The sequence below is a fragment of the Collinsella sp. AF25-2LB genome (assembly GCF_003458415.1).
Taxonomy (GTDB): Bacteria; Actinomycetota; Coriobacteriia; order Coriobacteriales; family Coriobacteriaceae; genus Collinsella.
Genome location: NZ_QRUF01000011.1, coordinates 27,646 through 46,833 on the forward strand (window position 1 = coordinate 27,646; position 19,188 = coordinate 46,833).

The window sequence follows — 19,188 nt, forward strand, 5'->3', positions numbered from 1 at the left end:
GGTCTCCCTCTATTTTTAAGAACTCCATCTTTAAGGAACTAGATTTATGGATACTGTTAAGAAGCAGAGCGCATTTCCTGATGGCTTCCTCTGGGGAGGAGCAACGGCTGCAAATCAGATTGAGGGTGCGTTTGATGAGGGGGGTCGCGGGCTTGCAACCTCTGATTTCGCTCCGTTTATTTCTCGCGAGGCGAATCGTGGATATGAAGGTCAGCCTCTCCCGCATAATTCCGTTACCGCCGAGATGTTGGAGCAAATGAAGCTACATCCCGAGCAATACAATCTTCCCAAGCGTCGGGGAATCGATTTTTATCATCGCTATAAGGAGCAACTGGCCGAGATTGCGGGTATGGGATTTAAGGTTTTCCGCATGTCGATCAGCTGGAGCCGCATTTTCCCCAACGGTGACGATGCTCAGCCAAACGAGGTCGGTTTGGCTTTTTATGACCGCGTGTTTGATGAATGCCACAAGCTCGGTATGGAGCCAATGGTGACGCTGTGCCACTTCGATACCCCGCTTCATCTTGCCGAAGCATACGGTGGTTTCAAAAGCCGCCACACTGTCGAAGCATTTGAGCGTTATGCGGAGACTTGCTTTAGGCGTTACAAGGGGAAAGTTAAATACTGGCTTACGTTCAACGAAATCAACAATGTTCTTACCAATCCTTTCACCTGCAGTGGCGTCATTATGAGCGAAGAGGATTCTAAGACTCCGGAGAATCCGTATCGCGACAATTGGGAGCTTAAGTATCAGGTTTCCCATAATCAATTTGTTGCGAGCGCCAAGGCCGTTATGAAGTGCCACGAAATTGATCCGGATGCAAAGATCGGAAACATGCTCTGCCGACTCGAGAACTATGCTGAGACCCCCAAGCCCGAAGATCAGCTCCAGGTTCTGTTCGAAGACCACTTCAACTGGTTCTACAGTGACGTCCAGGCTAAAGGCGAATACCCGTATTACATGGATCGTTTCTTTGATGAGAACGATATTCATATTGATATGCAGCCGGGTGATGCTGGGGTGCTCAAGTCGGGTACTGTCGATTTCGTAACGATCAGTTACTACATGACCTACATCATGCGCTATAAGGGTGAGCCGGTCCCCAAGCCCTCGGGCTCTTTGGTTACGGCAATTAAAAATCCCTATCTTGAGGCGTCGGAATGGGGATGGCCTATCGACCCCATTGGTTTCCGTATCACTCTTAATCATATTTACGATCGTTACCATTTGCCTATTTTTATCTCTGAGAACGGTCTTGGAGCCATAGATGAGCTCGACGAGAATGGACATGTCGAGGACGACTATCGTATCGACTATATGAAGCGCCATGTCGAGCAGCTCGCTGAAGCAATTAAGGATGGTGTGGATGTATTTGGTTATGCGTGGTGGGGTCCGATTGATCTGGTAAGTTCCGGAACTTCCGAGGTAAGCAAACGATACGGCTTTGTTTCGGTCGATGTTGACGATTTTGGCAATGGAAGCATGGCGTTGGGGCGAAAGAAGTCCTATTTCTACTACAAGAAACTCATCGCCAGCAACGGCGCCGACACCGCAACCGATAACATCGTGGTGGAGTAAGGAGTAGAGATGGTTTCCAAGACGACGGTCGTCAAGAATCCGAGCGGCATCCACGCGCGCCCTGCATCGCTGTTTGTGCAGGAGGCGAGCAAGTACGAGAGCTCGATCACCGTTGGTAAGGTGGGCGGAGACGCCAAAGACGCCAAGTCGATCCTGATGGTTATGAGCCTGGGAATGGCCTGTGGTTGCGAGATTGAGATTGCAGCCGACGGCGCCGACGAGGCGGCCGCCGTCGATGCCCTCGTGGCGCTAATCGAGAGCGGCTGCGGGGAGTAGGCGGGCAAAAGCCACGTCGATGCTCGTTACCTTGCTGCCTATCATGGCGCTTGGAGGCATCGGCGACGTTCGCCAGATTCTCATACAGCTGGGCGTGAGCGTCTCGCTCGTACTGCTGACGTATCCAAAGTTCCGAGTGTAGATAACGGCAAAGCTCGCAAATGCAAGGACCCCCGCGACCGATTCAACTCGGTCGTGGGGGTCTCTTGTGCTGAGCGATCAAAAGCGCATTGTTCAAAGCGCGGTGGCGCACGGATGCCGTCGTTAGCAAATTCTCGGCAGCTGCTCTCCCACGAGCATGTCGAGGATGCGGGTCGAGCCCCAGCCGGTGCGCACACGCACGGCGGGACGGGCGCCCTCGGCAAGTGGCAGCACGCGACCGATGATGGCGGCGTTTTCGCCGTAGTGGGCGGCGCGCATGGCGGTTAGAGCCGCATCGGCCTGCTCGGCCGGCACGACGGCAACCATCTTGCCCTCGTTTGCCACCTGCAGCACATCGTAGCCGAGCATCTCGCAGGCGGCCTGCACGTCGGGACGCACGGGCACGGCATCCTCGTCGACCTCCATGGCAACGCCGCTGGCCTGCGCAAACTCGTTGAGCGTCGAGGCCAGGCCACCGCGCGTGGGGTCGCGAAAGCAACGCGTGCCGGGCGCTGCGGCCAGAACGTCGGCAATCAGGTGGTTGAGCGGTGCGGCATCGCTTTCGATCGTGCTCGAAAACGCCAAGCCCTCGCGCTGGCTCATGATGGCGATGCCGTGGTCGCCCAGTGTGCCCGACACCAGGATGACGTCGCCGGGCCGGCAGTTTGCGCCACTGAGCGCCACGCCCGCGGGTACCTCGCCCACACCGGCGGTATTGATATAGACGCCGTCGGCCCCGCCGCGCTCGACCACCTTAGTGTCGCCCGTGATTATGGACACGCCCGCTTCGTGCGCCGTTTTGGCCATCGTCTGCACAATCTGGTGGAGCTTATCCATGGGATAGCCCTCTTCGAGGATGAAGCCGCACGATAGGTAGCGCACGTTGGCGCCCGAGGTCGCGACGTCGTTGACGGTTCCGCACACGGCGAGGCGGCCGATGTTGCCACCGGGGAAGAACTGCGGCGAGACTACAAAGCTGTCGGTCGACATGGCGATGCGCCCGCTCGCGGGCAGCGTGGCGACGCCGGCGTCGTTGCCTTCGAGCAGCTCGGGCGACCCAAAGGCATCCAAAAAGACCTCATCGATGATGCGTTTCATCATCTGGCCGCCGGAGCCGTGGCCCAGCAGGACGGTGCTATCGGTAACGCTATGGGACATATCGAAAACTCCAATCGTGGGTGGTGCCAGTGTGCGGGTGCGTCCGGACTAGTTACGGTAGCGGTAGTACGCCGCGCAGCTGCCCTCGGAGCTCACCATGCACGGGCCGACGGGGTGCTCGGGCGTGCAGGTGCGGCCAAAGAGCGGGCAGCTGCTCGGCGTAATGGCCCCGCGCAGCACGTCGCCGCAGCGGCATCCACGCGGCTCGACCGTCGCCTCAACGGGCACGTCAAAGCGAGCGCGGGCATCAAAACGCAAGAACTCGGGGCGGATGGAAAGGCCCGAGTTGGCAATCGGCCCCAGACCGCGCCACGTGGTGTCGCATGGTTCAAACACCTGCTCGACCAGCTGGCGCGCCACGGGATTGCCGTCTGCGTTGACGCCACGGCGGTAGGCGTTGTCAATCGCCGGCCTGTCCTCGACAACCATCTGGACCAGCATGCAGATGCCCTGCAGGATATCGACCGGTTCAAATCCCGTGACCACGCCCGGGGTATTGAATTCGTCGACCAAAAAGCTAAAGGGCGCCAAGCCCGTGATGGTGGCGACGTGGCCCGGTAGGATAAAGCCGTCGATGGTGGTCTCGGGGTCGTTGGCGATGGCGCGCAACGCCGGCGGCGTGGTCTTGTGGGCGCAATAGACCGAGAAGTTCAAAAGCCCGCGCGCCTCGGCCTCCAAGATGGCGGCGGCGATGGTGGGCGTCGTAGTCTCAAAGCCCACGCCCATAAAAATGACCGGGCGATCAGGGTTTTGCTCGGCAATGTCGAGCGCGTCGAGCGGGGAATAGACGATGCGGATATCGCGCCCCGCCGCCTTTTGCGCAGCGAGCGAGGTGGATGATCCGGGCACGCGCATCATGTCGCCAAAGGTGGTGATGATGGCGCCGTCTATGTTGGCGAGCGCGATTGCGTGGTCGATGTCGCGGTTGGCGGTGACGCAGACGGGGCAGCCCGGGCCGCTCAGCAGCTTGAGCCCGGCCGGCATAATGGAGCGAAAGCCATAGCGTCCGATGCTCACGGTATGCGTGCCGCAGACTTCCATAAGGTTGATGGTGCGGTCGCCGACAAGCTCATGAATGCGCTCGATGAGCTCGCGAGCCAGCTTGGGATCGCGGAATGCCGAGAAATCGATACCGGAGCGCGCCGGCTGCTCGGGCGCCACTAGTAAGCCTCCGCCGGGTTGGTGGTCAGCTGGTCTTCTTCGACCAGCTCGGACATGGCATTAACAAGCTCGAGCGTTTCCTGTGCTTCCTGCTCGTCGACAATCTGGATGCCAAAGCCGGCGTGTACGAGAATATAGTCGCCAACCTGCGCCGTCGGCACGAGTCGCAGCGACACGGGGCGCTCGATGCCCATCATGTCGACGGTGGCCTTGAGGTCGTCGTCGCGTTTGACTACTTTACCGGGAACGGCAAGGCACATATTGTTCCCCTTTTATACGCTTTGCGCTGGACGGGCGCTCAATAATCCATCAGTTGATGGTAGCGCTCGCGGGGTTCGCGGGCAAACGCGTTACGCCTGTGAGACGGCTGGGCGCGGCGGCGTGCGAGGGCGAGCTACTGTGATGCAATCTGCGCAAGACGAGTGCGTGCGACTGCTGCCTGACCGTAGGCGATGCAGCCGTCATTGACGGGTACGGTGTGGGGGACAAGGACAGTAAAGCCTGCGCTTTTGAGCTCGCGGGTGAGAAGCTGAAGCAGAAGTCGGTTCATGAACACGCCGCCCGAGAGCGCGACGGTGTCGATGCCCTCGTGCACGCAGATATCGCTGGCGATGCGCGCCGAGGAGCGCGCGACGGCGACATGGAAATCGAGTGCGAGCCTGTCGGCGGGCGCTCCGGCTTCAATTCCTCCCAAAAGTGCCTCAAAGAGCGCTTTCTGGTCCAGAACATCGGGGCCGTCCAGCCGCGATGGGTCAGATGTGGAATAGCCGGCATTGTCGTCGGGAAAATGGACGCCTTCGCTGTCGAGCGCGCGCCAGGCGGCGGCTTCGAGCTCGATGGCGGGTTCGCCCTCGTAGGTTGCCTTGTCGCAGATGTCCAGAATTGCTGCCGCGGCATCAAAGAGACGCCCCATGCTGCTGGTACGCGGGCTGTTGATGCCGCGCTCGATCATGGTGGCTGTCACGCTGCGCGTTTGCTCGTCGAGGCTGCCCAAAAGCCGAGCGGCACCTGGGTGCTCGAGCAGGCCGAGCTCACTGAGCAGGGCAAAGGCGTTGCGGCGGGCGTCGCGCACGGAGGCCGCCCCACCGGGGAGCGCCCAGGTGCGCAAATGCGCGGTGCGCTCAAAGCCGCCAAGGCTGGCAACAAGAAACTCGCCGCCCCAAATGGTCCCATCGGTGCCGGCGCCGGTGCCGTCAAAGGCGATGCCAAGGACGCGCGCGTCGGTTGTAAGCTGGCCCGCGGCGATGGCTTCGGCCATTACGCTCGCGATATGCGCATGATGGTGCTGCACCTCGACGAGCGGCAGATTGCATTTTCGCGCCTGCTCGCGCGCCCACTGGCCCGATAGATAACTGGGGTGTACATCGCAAGCCAAGGCGGCGGGCGCCAAATCAAAGAGATCTTCCAAGCGCGTGCGCGCAGCGTTCCAGGCATCGAAGGTCCCGCCGTTTTCAACATCGCCGATATGCTGCGACACAAAACAGGTCGCCTCGCCGTTCGTCCCTTCACGCGTGAGCGCAATCGTGGCCTTTTGTTGTGGCCCGCAGGCGAGCACGCAGGACGGAGCGCGGTCGAGCGCCGGCAACGGCAGCGGCTGGGGTGCATATCCGCGAGCGCGGCGAACGGGCATAACGGCGCCGTTGACCACGCGCACCACGGAATCGTCATAGCGCGAGAGAATCGCTCGATCGTTGCCGAGCAGCGCGTCGGCAATGCCGGCGGCAACGAGGCGCTCCCAGGCAAGATCGTCATCGGTCTCGATGGGCTCTTCGCTCAGGTTGCCGCTGGTCATGACGAGCGCGTGCATACCGCAGGCTTCTGCCACGGCAAGCAACAGATGTTGAAGCGGCGTATAGGGGAGCATAACGCCAAGCTCGGGCAGGTCGCGCGCGACGGACGGTGCGAGTACGAGGGCGTCGGAAGAATCGCCGTCGTTCCCGCAAACAGCCCGCCGGCGCAGCAGCACGATTGGGCGGATACTGCCAGCGAGCAGATTGCGTTCAGCATCGTCGATATGACACAGGCGCCCGGCATCGGCAAGACTGCGCACCATGACGGCAAGCGGCTTATTGCTGCGACGCTTGCGACGGCGCAGCTCAGCCACCGCCTGCTCGTTGGCAGCGTCACAGGATAGATGGAATCCGCCCAGGCCCTTGATGGCGACGATGCCACCGCTGGCCAGCAGCTCAACACAGCGGTCGATAATGGCGTCGCTGGCCTCGCGTGTGGTGCCGACGGCCAGCGACGCGGCGGCTTCGCCCGGCCCATCGCCCACGCCCGCTTCGCGCCACGTAATATGCGGTCCGCAATCAAAGCAGGCATCGGGCTGCGCGTGAAAACGCCGGTCGAGTGGGTCGGCATACTCCGCGGCGCACTTGGGACACATGGGAAAACGGTCCATCGAGGTAGCCGCTCGATCGTAAGGTAGCGAGCGGATGATGGTAAAGCGTGGGCCACAGTTAGTGCAGTTGATAAAGGGGTAGTGATAGCGTCGGTCGGCGGGATCGAACAACTCGCGCAGGCAATCGTCACAGGTGGCGATATCGGGCGAGACGAGCGTCGTGTGCGCGGTCTGGTCCTGCGATGCTACGATGCGAAAGCCCTGTTCATTGGCAGCGCTCCAGCCGCCAGGCCCCAAATCCGCAATATCGACTCGCTCAACGCGGGCTGCCGCAGGCGCATGCTCAGAAAGCGCGGCAACAAAAGCATCGAGCGCATCGGCCGGAGCGTGCGCCTCGATATGCACGCCGTCGCCCGCGTTGAGCACCCAGCCGCAAATGCCGTGCGCCATGGCCTCGCGATACACAAACGGCCGCATGCCGACGCCCTGCACAATGCCCGTTACATGGATATGCGCATGTCGCATGCGACCCTCCTTCGTTGAAATGTGTGCTGTTACAGCCCCAGGCTCTGCTTGGTGGCGGCGCACGTGAGCTCGCCGTGCTTAACGCCGCGCAGGCCCAGCAGGCGGTCGGCTAGTTCGTAGACGCGCTCGCCGCGACCTTTGAGCGCCAGGATCTCCAAGCAGTTGTGGTGATCCAGATGCACGTGCATGGTCGATACGATTTCATCGGTGTAGTCGTGCTGCACCTCGTCCAGGCGGCGCGTCAGGTCGCCGGTGTGATGGTCGTAAATCATGGTGAGCGACCCGATAACGTGCTCATCGGGCGTGCGCATCTGCTCCTTGGCGATCGAGGCGCGAATCAGGTCGCGCACGGCCTCGGATCGGTTGGCCACGTCGCCGCGGCGCGCGATCTGCTCGTCAAAACGGCGCAGCAGGTCGTCGGGTGCGGTAACCGAAAAGCGGACCAGCTCGGAGCCGGAGCCACTACAGTGGCAGCCTGCGTCGCCGTCCGCCCCGTGCGGATGCTCGTGCTCGTACCCGCAGCCGTGCTCATGTTCGGCCACGTTACACCAGCTTCACGGAGCCGACGGAGTTGTGGTCGGCCTCGATGGCTTCCTCGTAGCCCTCGAGCGCGTCATGCGCCTCGTGCAGCGCGGCCATGGCGGCCTCGAGCTTGGCGCCGATGCGCTCCATGTCAAAATTCTCGGTCGCATGCAGCAGCTGATGGCTCCACTCATGAGCGAGCTCGATGGTGTCGTCGACCTGTTTGACGCTCATGGCAAGCTGGCTCATGTTCATTCCAACATCATGCATGGAAAATCTCCTTTTGTATGGGGCAGTTCAGTGGTTCAGATTTTACTACGCCCGCTCTGCGCGCAGCTGCATAAGAAAACGGGTACGAGTCTGTGCGACCCGCACCCGTTCACTGGGGGCTGTTTGTAACTACCATACTATCCGTGGTCGTCCGCGCCGCGCCCGGCAGTCCGGCGAGCGGTGCAAAACCGCTCATGGACGGCGGGTAAGTAACAAGCGTATTACAGATGCTTCTCCAGCAGCGCCTGCAGCCTCGCCTTGGGCAGAGCGCCAACCGAGCGGTCAATCTCCTCGCCGTTCTTAAACACAATCAGCGTGGGGATGCTCATGACGCCATACTTCATGGCCAGGTCCTGGTTGTCGTCGACGTTGCATTTGGCAACGGCAAGCTTGCCCGCCAGCTCATCGGCAACCTCGTCAACGATGGGCGAGAGGGATCGACAGGGCCCGCACCACGGTGCCCAAAAATCGACCAGCACGGGCAGGCTGTCGTTAACGATGGAATCGAAGTTCTCGGGGGTAATCTGATTAATGTCAGCCATGGTGACCTCCATAATGCGACGCGGTCCGGCCGCGTAAAACTCAGTACGACCGTGCTTATACCCAGCCGCCCGCAAAGCAACCACTCGCGGGCGGCTCTTTTATATAATGGTGGGCACGCAAACGATTGGAGAGCGCATGCCCACGTCACAAAGCCAGAAAAAAGAAGCCATCGCCCAGGCGGCCGAGCAGGAGCTCACATCGCTTGCGGTCCGTGGCGTGCGTATCGCGGGCAACGCGTGCTCGCCGATCGTGCTGGTCAAAGGCGATTTGGACGAGGCCGAGCGTTCGGGTGGCGAGCTTGCTGCCGGCCCGGATGGCGCGGCGTTACGCAAGGCGCTCGGGGCCATCGGCTACGCGCCCGAGGATTTTTGCGTGCTGGCAAGCGTCGCCGGCGTGGGTGACGGAGCGGTCGCGGTGGGCGAGACTCTGCCGTGCGAGCTGTTCCGCGAGGCGCTTGAGGCTTTGGACCCCGAGGCAGTGCTACTGCTCGACAACAACGCGGCTGACGCCATGCGCGAGACCTACGCCGATATGCTCGTGGCGATCGATGACTTCGACACCGCCATGCTCAAGCCCGGCCTGGTCGCCCATGTGCAGGGCCGCCGCGTGCTCGCGCTCGACGGCTTTGAGGCGGCACTCACCGACAAGGCCGCTAAGCAGCGCATGTGGGCCTACATCAAGCAGCTGACTCCGGCGGCCGCCCCGCTGTAGCGAGCCCGCGTCGACAAGCGACCCCGAGCGGGCGAGCCGTACCCGCGGAACGCAAATCCGTCGCGCCCGCGCCCTTACATCACAGCGCGCAGCTCAAACCGATCGCCGTTAATGCGGAACTGACAGTTGCCGTTCATGCGCTCCACGGCAAGTTTGATGCTCTTGGTGCCAAAGCCGTGGCCCGCATGCCGGGTCACGGGCATGCCGTCGACCATGCGCGGCGCGCGGTCAAACGTATTGGAAACTAACAGCAGCAGCTGGCCGTCCTCTAATCGCAGGTCAAAGTCGACGAATCGCTTTCCTTGGGGTGCGGCGCTTGCGGCGGTGATAGCGTTTTCCAAGGCATTTGAGAGCACGCTAAACAGGTCGGCGTCACCTACATGGATGGTTTCGGGCACGGCGGCGCGCAGGTTGGCGGTAATGCCGTTTCTATTGATTTCCGAGTTAAATGACGAAAGCGCAATGTTTACCGTTTCGTTGGCGCAGAAGCGGCGTACGGCGGTGCGGTCGCCGGCTTCGCAGAGTTCATCGATGCGTTTGAGCGCCTCGTCGGTGTGGCCCTCCTCAATTAAAGCGGCCAGGCCGCGTAGGAAGTGGCGCATGTCGTGGCGAAGAATCGACAGCTCGCGCCCAGATTGACGCCAGGCCTCGAGCTCTTTAATGGCGGCGCTGTCGCGGGTTTCGAGCATCCAGCGCTCTCGCTCGGCGGTTTCCTTTTCTTCGTATTCGCGCAGGTAAACGGCAAGAAACATAAGATAGAAGGCACAGAGCGCAAAGGCCAAAAACTCAACCGTCACCACCGAGCCCGAGTGGAACAGCGTGGTGTAGACGTTGGTGGCGTAGTCAAAGACGTAATAGACGAGCGGCAGGATTAAAAGGATGCCCAGCTCGGTGGTGCTTTTAATCGCCAAGCGTGGACCGATGTCGCCGGCCCAATGCAACAGGACGGCAAAGACGGCGAGTGTGGTCGCGATGCGCGCCAGATAGTACGCGATCTGAGAATCGGTTGCGGCAAATGCGGCGATGCCCATCCAATTGCTGAACTGGCAGCTCAGATAGGCGCTCGTAATGCCGAGCACGGCAAGCAGCGGGCTCAGGCGGTAGCGCGCGCACAAATAGATGACGAGCGGCAGATGCACGACGAGCGGATAGACCTGACGGGCAAAAAGCTCTCCGCCGACGGCATTGGCGAGGCCAAATGCGCATCCGGTTGCGGCTCCGACCCCCACCAACTCGAGCGCATGACGCCGGTTGATCTCGACACCGCACAGCGCCGCCGAGGCAAAGACGCCAAAGAGCAGCGTCGTGGCGTGGTGGATTGCCCAAAGGACCATTTCGACCGAGGAGACCATCAGTGTCTCCCGCCCTCAAAGCGCACCGCAAAGTAGGCGTCTTGGAATCCCTGCTTGCAGCTGCGCGACAGCGGAATGCACGCGCCGGAGCGCATGACGATGTCCGTGCGATCGAAGTGGTCGATGTTGCGCAAGTTGACCTGGTAGCTACGGTGGCATTTAAAGAAGGTGGCATTTTGCGCCAAACGGTCCTCGACGCTGCGGAACGATTCGAGTGCCTCGATATCGCGTCCGTCGCGCAGGTGGAAGACCACGTGCTTGTTGCGCGCCTCGGCATATTCGATGTCGGACAGGCGCAGGGCGTGGTAGCCAAAGGAAGTTTTAATCACGAGCTCGTCGGTTGCCGCCGGGCGCATGCTCGAAAGCTCGTCGAGTAACTGCGCCAGGCGTTCGTAAGTCACGGGCTTGAGCAGATAGTCGAAGGCACGGACCTCGTAGGACTCCAGTGCGAACTCGGGCGACGAGGTGAGAAACACCAGGCGCACGGCGGTGTCGGCCTGGCGCAGTTCGCGTGCGGTGTCCATGCCGTTGACGAGCGGCATGATCATGTCGAGCAGAATGATGTCGGCGCGCGATGCGGCATGGCGGGCCAGCAGGTCCTCGCCGCGCGTGACGAGCGCAACATCGACCGCCGTGCCCGTCTCGGTCGACCAACGGTCGATCATCCGGTGCAGTCTATCTAGAAAAGCGACATCATCGTCGCAGGCAATAATCTTGAGCATTCTGAGCCCCCTTAGTAGTTCGATTTTGCCACATTGGGTGCGGACCGCTCGCGGAGGCGTGTCCCATTTGCGCCCCACGTCGCGCAACTCGCGCCGAGCGGTATTGCGGTGGCGAAAGATGCCTCCTGCGCTATCGAGAACTCGGCTATCCATAGCTTGCCGGTTCGAAAATGGACCCGCCCCAAGATTGAATCTTTATTCCAACTTTACACCTGGCTTTACAGCTGTCTTGTCAGCTGTAAAGCCAGGTGTCATACTAAAGCCCCAAGATTCGCCAAAAGAGAGGGGCCTTGATGGCGCAGAGCGCGAACATGGATGCGTCGGAGCTTGCACGCGATATCGCGGCCGGCCTGGCATCGGCAACGACGGCAACGGAGCGCGCGGCATTGGTGCCCGCAGAGCTCGTCGAGGCCATTCGGCAACTTAAAACCCAACGCGACGCGGTGATCCTGGCGCACTATTACGTGGCGCCCGAGGTCCAGGCTGTGGCCGATTACGTCGGCGACAGCTTCTACCTGGCAAAGCTTGCCAAGAGCCTGCCGCAGCAGACCATCGTGCTGTGCGGCGTGGAGTTTATGGGCGAGAGCGCCAAGCTGCTCAATCCCACCAAGACGGTGCTGTTGCCCGAGCCAGGCGCGGACTGTCCCATGGCGCACATGGTCAAGCGCGAGACGGTCGATGCGGCGCGCGCCGAGTACGGCGACGACCTAGCTGTCGTCTGCTACGTCAACTCGACGGTCGAAATCAAGAGCTGGAGTGACGTGTGCGTTACCAGCTCTAACGCCGTCAAGATCGTCTCCGAGCTGCCACAGCAGCACATCTTGTTCATTCCCGACCAGAACCTGGGCCGCTTTGTGGCCGAGCAGGTGCCCCAAAAGCACGTCATCCTCAACAACGGCTACTGCCCGCGTCATCACATCATTACCGTCGAGCAGATCGTCGACGCGCAGGAGGCCCACCCCGACGCGCTCGTGCTGGCGCACCCCGAGTGCAAGGCCGACGTCCTGGCCGAGGCCGACTACATCGGCTCTACTGCCGGCATCATCAAATATGCCGAGGAGTCGGACGCCAGCGAGTTCATCATCGTGACGGTCCGTGGCGTGCTCTACGAACTCGAGCGCCGCTGCCAGGGCACCGGCAAGAAGTTCTACTTCCCTGCGGTGCAGCCCACTTGCGTCAACATGGATCTCATCACGCTCGAAAAGCTCGTGCACTGCCTGGAGACGGGCGAGAGCGAGGTGCAGATTGGCGTGTCGGACGAGGCCGCCGATCAGGCCAAGCTCACGCTCGACCGCATGCTCGAGTACGCGGCGCGCTAAGCCAATGTGACATGAGGGACCATTCCTTATGTCACATTCAAGGGAGAGGATTCCTGTGGAAACCAAGCAATACCCCGATATGGAGTGCGACGTCGTCATTGCCGGCTGCGGCGTGGCGGGCCTGTACGCGGCGCTCAACCTGCCGACGAGTACGCGCGTGATCATGCTCTCCAAGGGCGCGGTCGACGAGTGCGATTCGATGCTCGCGCAGGGCGGCATCTGCGTGCTGCCCGAGGGCTCGGACTACGATGCCTTCTTTGAGGACACCATGCACGCCGGCCATTACGAGAACCGCCGCGAGAGCGTCGACATCATGATCCGCTCGAGCCGCTCGGTCATCAACGACCTGCTAGCGATGGGCGTGGATTTTGAGCGCAAGGCCGATGGCGGCCTCGACTTTACCCGCGAGGGCGCGCACAGCCGTCCGCGCATTGCCTTCCATGCCGACATTACGGGCAAGGAGATTACGACCAAGCTGCTTCAGGCCGTCCGCAAGCTGGACAACGTGCAGATTCTCGAACACGTTGCCATGACCGACATCCTGACGGCCGAGCGCGATGGGGCCACGGTGTGCACTGGTGTCGTCGCTGTTGCCGTGGACGAGGACGATTCAGCTCGCCCCGCCGACGAGCTGGCAAATGCCGCTGAGGGCGTGCATGTCGGTAAGCCGTTTAAGATCCATGCCCGCCATACGCTGTGGGCGACGGGCGGCATCGGTGGCGTATACGACCATTCGACCAACTACCCGCAGCTCACGGGCGACGCCTGCTACATCGCGCAGGAGCACGGCATTAAGATGGAGCACCTGGACTACGTGCAGATCCATCCCACGGGCCTGTTCTCGCCGCAGCCAGGCCGTACGTTCCTGATCAGCGAGAGCTGCCGCGGTGAGGGCGCGATTCTGCTCAATGCCGCCGGCGAGCGTTTTGCCGACGAGTTGCAGCCGCGCGACGTTGTCGCTGCCGCCATCCGCGAGCAGATGAAGCAGGACGGCACCGAGCACGAGTGGCTGAGCTTTGCCCCCGTCGAGCGCGACGTGGTGACTGGGCACTTTGCCAACATTCGCGCGCGCTGCCTTGAGGACGGCCGCGACATCTTGGACGAGCCCATCCCCGTTACGCCCACGCAGCACTACTTTATGGGCGGCGTATGGGTCGATAAGGACGGCCGCACTTCGATGCCCGAGCTCTACGCCGCGGGCGAGACGGCTTGCAACGGCGTTCACGGCAAGAATCGCCTTGCATCAAATAGTCTGCTCGAGGCGCTGGTCTGGGGTCGTCGCGCCGCGTGGTACATGCGCACCGGCGAGTCGCTGGCCGTGGAGCAGGCGGGCGAGCCCGCGCTCGATGGACGCCATCGCGCCCTGAGTTCCGATACCCTTGCAATCGATGATTTGGCCCGTGCCGCCGGCACGCAGGCCGCAGAGGAGTAGACCATGAATCCCATTACCATGAAGCTCGTCGTCGATGATCTGATTTTGCAGGCTCTGCGCGAGGACATTACGTTTGAGGACGTGAGCACGGCGAGCGTGTGCCCCACGGCGCGTCCCGCCACGGTGGAGCTTATCGCCAAGGCCGACGGCATCATCGCCGGCTTGGATGTGTTTGCCCGTACCTTTGAGCTGCTGGATTCGCAGAGCTCGGTGCTGCTCGACGTTGCCGATGGCGACGAGGTGCACGCCGGCGACCATGTGGGTCAGGTGCGCGGCGATGCGCGCGTGCTGCTTTCGGGTGAGCGCGTGGCGCTCAACTACCTGCAGCGCATGAGCGGCATCGCTACCTACACGCACAGCATGGCCGCGGCGCTCGAGGGAACCAAGACCGTGCTCGTCGACACGCGCAAGACCACGCCGGGCATGCGCGTCTTCGAGAAGGCAGCAGTCGAGATCGGCGGTGGCAGCAACCACCGCTATAACCTGTCGACGGCCGTCATGCTCAAGGACAACCACATCGATGCAGCCGGTGGCGTGACGCGCGCGATCGAGATGGCGCGCGCCCATGCGTCGTTTACCACGACGGTCGAGATTGAGTGCGAGAACCTGGATATGGTGCGCGAGGCAGTTGAGGCCGGTGCCGATATCATCATGCTCGACAACATGACCCACGACGACATGGCCGCCGCTATCGAGCTTATCGCCGGTCGCGCCAAGACCGAGTGCTCGGGCAATGTGGACGCCAGCAATATCCGTGCACTCGCCGACCTGGGCGTTGACTTTATTAGCTCGGGGGCGCTGACGCACTCTGCGCCGATTCTCGACCTCTCGCTTAAGCACCTGCGTCTGCTGGACGGTAAATAATGAACGCCCGCGAGCGCCGTCGTGCCATCATGGGCGTGCTCGAGGGAGCCAGGGAGCCCGTTTCGGGCAGCGCACTTGCCCGCGAGGTTGGCGTGAGCCGCCAGGTCGTGGTTCAGGATATTGCCCTGTTGCGCGCCGATGGGCACGATGTCGTGGCAACCAACCGCGGCTACGTGCTGCAGGAGGCCCCCAGCAGCCCCGCCGTGCCCACGCGCTTGGTCAAGGTTCGCCACAGCGTGGAGCAGGCAGGCGATGAGCTCACGAGTATCGTCGACGCCGGCGGCGCCGTGCTCAACGTGATCGTCAATCACCGCGTGTACGGTAAGATCACGGCCGACCTGGACATTCGCAATCGTCGCGATGTTGAGCGCTACCTGCACGATATCGAGAGCGGCAAGAGCTTTCCACTATTAACGGTGACGAGCGGCTATCACTTCCATCGCATTGCGGCAGAGGATGAGCAAACCCTCGACGAGATCGAGGCCATGCTCAAGGAGAAGGGCTACCTTGCCGATTTAATGCCCTACGAGGATGATTTGTCCTAGAACACATGCAAAAGGAGGCCTCCGCGGCGATGCGGAGGCCTCCTTTTGTGCACGGTGTACTTGTGAGTGTGCAAGCGGGGGAGTTGTTACTCCTCGACGATCTCGGTGATCGCGCCAGCGGGGCAAGCGTCCTGGCAAGCGCCACAGGCGACGCAGGAATCCTCGTCAGCGACGGTGGCGACGTCCTGAAGCTCCAGAACGCCAGCGGGGCAGGAGTCGACGCAAACGCCACAAGCGATGCACTCGTCGGCATCAATTACGGGATGAGCCATGGTAGTTTCCTCTCTGTTGACCGACGCTACAGGCGATGCGCGTCGGTTTGATTCGGGCAAAAACATACCACGGGAGCGACCGTTTGCAATACCCTCTGACCGGCATCTTCATACCGTTCGCCGAGTATGCCACGGCTTACTAAAAAATATGCAGGTGAGGCCGTTGAGCTGCGCAAATGTTAGCTATAGGTGACTTGAAATATAGGGCGATTGAGCGCACTTGCGGAAAGCGCATCCCATAAATTTGCCGAAAAACGGGCCCCAGTTTCCGGTTGGACCGCCCGGCGGAAGCTGCGTCCCGGAATCGGTGCTCAAACTGGGATGTAGCTTCCGGCTGAGCCTTCAAGAGGAAACTGTGTCCCGGAATCCACGCTCAAACCGGGACGAGCTTTCCGCAAGGCAGCCCCAGGCACCCTCGGACCCAAACCTCAGCCATCTCTACATAGATCTCGATAGATTTGCCGAGAACTCAAACAGTGCGTCTACCTGCGTATTTGCGAACCTAAACTCTCGGCAATAAGAAATCTTATATGAATTGACTTAGATTTTGTATATTCCAGCCCATAAGGGGATACACTACATCCTGAAAGACAAGCCGAAGCGCCGCGCGACAGACCGTCGAGGCGGCGCGAACGCAAAAGAGAGAGGGAATTTCTAATGAGTAAGATTCTTGGTATCGACCTTGGTACTACTAACTCCGCAATGGCCGTTCTCGAGGGCGGTTCTCCGACCATTATCGTGAACGCCGAGGGCGACCGCACCACCCCGTCCGTCGTGGGCTTCCGCGCCGACGGCGACCGCGTTGTGGGTAAGGCCGCTAAGAACCAGGCCGTCACCAACCCCAAGAACACCGTGTTCTCCATCAAGCGCTTCATGGGCCGCAAGTACTCCGAGTGCACCTCCGAGATCAAGACCGTGCCGTATGAGGTCAAGGAGGGCCAGGGTGGCCGTGCCGTCGTCGATATCGAGGGCAAGGACTACACCGCCGAGCAGGTGAGCGCCATGACGCTCGCCAAGATGAAGGCTGACGCCGAGAAGTATCTGGGCGAGACCGTCACCGACGCCGTCATCACCGTCCCTGCCTACTTCAACGACGCCCAGCGTCAGGCCACCAAGGACGCCGGTAAGATCGCCGGCCTCAACGTCAAGCGTATCGTCAACGAGCCGACTGCTGCTGCTCTTGCCTATGGCCTGGACAAGCAGGGCACCGACCAGCGCATCCTGGTCTTCGACCTGGGCGGCGGTACCTTCGACGTCTCCATCCTCGACCTCGCCGACGGCGTGTTTGAGGTTCTGTCCACCTCGGGCGACAACCACCTGGGCGGCGACGACTGGGATCAGCGTGTCATCGATTGGATGGCCGATAAGTTCCAGCAGGAGAACGGTGTCGACCTGCGTCAGGACCCCATGGCCCTGCAGCGTCTGAAGGAGGCCGCCGAGAACGCCAAGAAGGAGCTCTCCGCAGCCCAGCAGTCCACCATCAACCTGCCGTTCATCACCATGAACCAGTCTGGCCCGCTGCACCTCAACTACACGCTGACCCGCGCCGAGTTCGAGAAGATCACCCGTGACCTGCTCGAGCGCTGCAAGCAGCCTGTCACCAACGCCCTGCGCGATGCTAAGCTCAAGCTCTCCGATCTGACCGAGGTCATCCTCGTCGGCGGCTCCACTCGTATGCCCGCCGTCCAGGAGCTCGTCAAGACCATGACCGGCAAGCAGCCCAACATGTCCGTGAACCCCGACGAGGTCGTTGCCGACGGCGCTGCCGTCCAGGGCGGCGTGCTCACCGGCGACGTCGAGGGCATCCTGCTGCTCGACGTTACCCCGCTGTCGCTGGGTGTCGAGACCATGGGCGGCATCATGACCAAGATGATCGACCGCAACACCACGATCCCGACCTCCAAGACCGAGGTCTACTCCACCGCTGCCGACAACCAGACCAGCGTCGAGATCAACGTGCTCCAGGGCGAGCGCGAGCTTGCCCGCGACAACAAGTCGCTCGGTAAGTTCCAGCTGACCGGTATCCCGGCTGCCCGTCGCGGCGTGCCGCAGATCGAGGTCACCTTCGACATCGACGCCAACGGCATCGTCAAGGTCTCCGCTAAGGACAAGGGCACCGGCAAGGAGCAGCAGATCACCATCTCCGGCTCCACCGCCCTGTCCGACGACGAAGTCGATCGTATGGTCAAGGACGCCGAGGCTCATGCCGAGGAGGACAAGAAGCAGAAGGAAGAGGTCGAGGTCCGTAACCAGACCGATAGCCTGTGCTACTCCACCGAGCAGACCCTCAACGAGCTGGGCGACAAGGTTTCCGCCGACGTGAAGTCCAAGGCCGAGGCCGCTATCGCCGACGCCAAGAAGGCGCTCGAGGGTTCTGACGTCGAGGCTATCAAGGCCGCCGGCGAGTCCCTGCAGTCCGTGGCCTACGAGCTGGCCCAGGTTGTCTACGCCGACGCTCAGCAGCAGACCGACGGTGCCGCTGGCGCCCAGCCTGCCGACGATGACGTTGTCGACGCCGACTACGAGGTTGTGGACGACGAGGACAAGTAATCATGTCCGCCCGTAAAGCTCGCACGGAGGCGGCCGCCGCTGGCGCCGCCCCCGTTGACTCTGAGGAGAAGGACGTGAAGATTCCCGTAGAGGCCGTTGACGATACCGTGGCCAACGAGGCCCCGGCCGCCGAGGCTGCCGAGAACCAGGTAGAGGATTCCAACAAGGAGGCGACGATGACCGAGGACGAGATGGTGGAAGCCGCTATCCGCGCCGGTGAGGAAGCCGCCGACAACGACTTTAAGCTCAAGTTCGAGCAGGCTCAGAAAGAGCTTGCCGACGTGCGCAATGAGCTCGATGCTGCGGCAGAGGCTCAGAAGGCCGCCGAGGACAAGGCAAAGGACGCCACCGAGCGTACCGCCCGTCTGCAGGCCGACTGGGAGAACTTCCGTCGCCGCACCGCCAATGAGCGTATCGCCGAGCGCGAGCGCGCGACCGAGAAGCTTGTTACCGCGCTGTTGCCGGTGATTGACGATATCGAGCGCGCGATCGACCATGCCCGTAGCCAGGAGCTTTCCGACGACTTTAAGCAGTTCGTCGATGGCGTCGATGCGGTGCATGCCAAGCTGCTCGATGTGTTTGCGCACGAGGGCGTTGAGCCCATCGACCCCAAGGGCGAGGCGTTCGATCCGCTCGAGCACCAGGCCGTGGGGCGTGTCGAGGACGCATCGCAGTACGACGAGACTGTCAACGACGTGTACCAGAAGGGCTACCGCATGGCGGATCGCATCCTGCGTTCCGCGATGGTGACGGTGACCTACGGTGGCGAGAAGCGCCCCGCACCGGAGCCCGAAGCGGCGCCCGAGGATGCTACGGCCGATACGGCCGAGAGCACCGAGGAGTAATTGAGAAGGGCCCCGGGGCAACACCCGGGGCCCTTTCTGGCCTAGTGCCATATGAAAGCA

Annotated in this window: 20 protein-coding genes; 10 read left to right on the plus strand and 10 right to left on the minus strand. The window is 61.6% G+C overall.

Annotation, left to right across the window (positions count from 1 at the left end; all coding sequences use genetic code 11):
- Positions 1-46 precede the first annotated feature (46 nt).
- From DWY51_RS06390 to DWY51_RS09735, 3 genes are read left to right on the plus strand one after another with little or no spacing between them, the layout of a single operon-like run.
- A complete protein-coding gene (locus tag DWY51_RS06390; RefSeq protein ID WP_117770255.1) occupies positions 47-1,579 on the plus strand; it encodes a glycoside hydrolase family 1 protein in 1,533 nt (510 codons plus the stop codon).
- A gap of 9 nt (positions 1,580-1,588) precedes the next feature.
- The gene (locus tag DWY51_RS06395) at positions 1,589-1,855 is read left to right on the plus strand and encodes an HPr family phosphocarrier protein (protein ID WP_117583648.1); all 267 of its coding nucleotides are present in this window, start codon (positions 1,589-1,591) and stop codon (positions 1,853-1,855) included.
- Positions 1,856-1,874: 19 nt separating this feature from the next.
- Positions 1,875-1,997 (plus strand): hypothetical protein, encoded by a 123-nt coding sequence (locus tag DWY51_RS09735; protein WP_255413495.1) that lies wholly within the window; start codon positions 1,875-1,877, stop codon positions 1,995-1,997.
- A 122-nt stretch (positions 1,998-2,119) separates the two neighbouring features.
- Here DWY51_RS09735 and hypE read toward each other — a convergent pair whose 3' ends face one another.
- The 7 genes from hypE to trxA form a co-directional block, all read right to left on the minus strand.
- On the minus strand, positions 2,120-3,154 hold the full coding sequence (gene hypE / locus DWY51_RS06400; protein WP_117770256.1) for a hydrogenase expression/formation protein HypE: 1,035 nt from the start codon (positions 3,152-3,154) through the stop codon (positions 2,120-2,122).
- A gap of 48 nt (positions 3,155-3,202) precedes the next feature.
- Positions 3,203-4,315, minus strand: a complete 1,113-nt coding sequence (gene hypD, locus DWY51_RS06405) for a hydrogenase formation protein HypD (protein WP_233504644.1) — start codon at positions 4,313-4,315, stop codon at positions 3,203-3,205.
- The gene (locus tag DWY51_RS06410; RefSeq protein WP_055310039.1) at positions 4,315-4,575 is read right to left on the minus strand and encodes a HypC/HybG/HupF family hydrogenase formation chaperone; all 261 of its coding nucleotides are present in this window, start codon (positions 4,573-4,575) and stop codon (positions 4,315-4,317) included. Before DWY51_RS06410 ends, hypD begins: the two co-directional genes overlap by 1 nt.
- Positions 4,576-4,709: 134 nt before the next feature.
- Positions 4,710-7,181: a carbamoyltransferase HypF gene (hypF, locus tag DWY51_RS06415; RefSeq protein ID WP_117770257.1), complete on the minus strand. Its 2,472-nt coding sequence runs from the start codon at positions 7,179-7,181 to the stop codon at positions 4,710-4,712.
- 29 nt (positions 7,182-7,210) lie between these two features.
- A complete protein-coding gene (nikR, locus tag DWY51_RS06420) occupies positions 7,211-7,723 on the minus strand; it encodes a nickel-responsive transcriptional regulator NikR (protein ID WP_118205863.1) in 513 nt (170 codons plus the stop codon).
- A gap of 1 nt (position 7,724) precedes the next feature.
- Positions 7,725-7,973, minus strand: a complete 249-nt coding sequence (locus DWY51_RS06425) for a hypothetical protein (RefSeq protein ID WP_006235225.1) — start codon at positions 7,971-7,973, stop codon at positions 7,725-7,727.
- 221 nt (positions 7,974-8,194) lie between these two features.
- Positions 8,195-8,515: a thioredoxin gene (gene trxA, locus DWY51_RS06430; RefSeq protein WP_022093990.1), complete on the minus strand. Its 321-nt coding sequence runs from the start codon at positions 8,513-8,515 to the stop codon at positions 8,195-8,197.
- 136 nt (positions 8,516-8,651) lie between these two features.
- On the opposite strand from trxA, the gene DWY51_RS06435 reads away from it, so the two are divergent.
- Positions 8,652-9,227 (plus strand): hypothetical protein, encoded by a 576-nt coding sequence (locus DWY51_RS06435; protein ID WP_055285316.1) that lies wholly within the window; start codon positions 8,652-8,654, stop codon positions 9,225-9,227.
- Positions 9,228-9,301: 74 nt separating this feature from the next.
- Here the strand turns inward: DWY51_RS06435 and DWY51_RS06440 are convergent, their stop codons facing one another.
- Positions 9,302-10,579, minus strand: coding sequence for a GHKL domain-containing protein (locus DWY51_RS06440; protein ID WP_117770258.1), 1,278 nt, complete (start codon positions 10,577-10,579; stop codon positions 9,302-9,304).
- Positions 10,579-11,301: a LytTR family DNA-binding domain-containing protein gene (locus DWY51_RS06445; RefSeq protein ID WP_117770259.1), complete on the minus strand. Its 723-nt coding sequence runs from the start codon at positions 11,299-11,301 to the stop codon at positions 10,579-10,581. Before DWY51_RS06445 ends, DWY51_RS06440 begins: the two co-directional genes overlap by 1 nt.
- 293 nt (positions 11,302-11,594) lie before the next feature.
- Between DWY51_RS06445 and nadA the strand changes: the two genes are divergently transcribed.
- From nadA to DWY51_RS06465, 4 genes are read left to right on the plus strand one after another with little or no spacing between them, the layout of a single operon-like run.
- Positions 11,595-12,620: a quinolinate synthase NadA gene (gene nadA / locus DWY51_RS06450; RefSeq protein WP_117770260.1), complete on the plus strand. Its 1,026-nt coding sequence runs from the start codon at positions 11,595-11,597 to the stop codon at positions 12,618-12,620.
- Positions 12,621-12,648: 28 nt separating this feature from the next.
- Positions 12,649-14,052, plus strand: coding sequence for an FAD-binding protein (locus tag DWY51_RS06455; RefSeq protein WP_199579816.1), 1,404 nt, complete (start codon positions 12,649-12,651; stop codon positions 14,050-14,052).
- 3 nt (positions 14,053-14,055) lie between these two features.
- Positions 14,056-14,916 (plus strand): carboxylating nicotinate-nucleotide diphosphorylase, encoded by an 861-nt coding sequence (nadC, locus tag DWY51_RS06460; RefSeq protein WP_117770261.1) that lies wholly within the window; start codon positions 14,056-14,058, stop codon positions 14,914-14,916.
- A complete protein-coding gene (locus DWY51_RS06465) occupies positions 14,916-15,461 on the plus strand; it encodes a transcription repressor NadR (RefSeq protein WP_117770262.1) in 546 nt (181 codons plus the stop codon). Before nadC ends, DWY51_RS06465 begins: the two co-directional genes overlap by 1 nt.
- A gap of 86 nt (positions 15,462-15,547) precedes the next feature.
- Here the strand turns inward: DWY51_RS06465 and DWY51_RS06470 are convergent, their stop codons facing one another.
- Positions 15,548-15,733, minus strand: a complete 186-nt coding sequence (locus tag DWY51_RS06470; protein WP_006235216.1) for a DUF362 domain-containing protein — start codon at positions 15,731-15,733, stop codon at positions 15,548-15,550.
- A 657-nt stretch (positions 15,734-16,390) separates the two neighbouring features.
- Here DWY51_RS06470 and dnaK point away from each other — a divergent pair.
- Entirely contained in the window at positions 16,391-18,283 is a 1,893-nt protein-coding gene (gene dnaK / locus DWY51_RS06475) for a molecular chaperone DnaK (RefSeq protein ID WP_117770263.1), read from the plus strand.
- 2 nt (positions 18,284-18,285) lie between these two features.
- A complete protein-coding gene (locus tag DWY51_RS06480) occupies positions 18,286-19,128 on the plus strand; it encodes a nucleotide exchange factor GrpE (RefSeq protein ID WP_117770264.1) in 843 nt (280 codons plus the stop codon).
- The last annotated feature ends 60 nt before the right edge of the window (positions 19,129-19,188 follow it).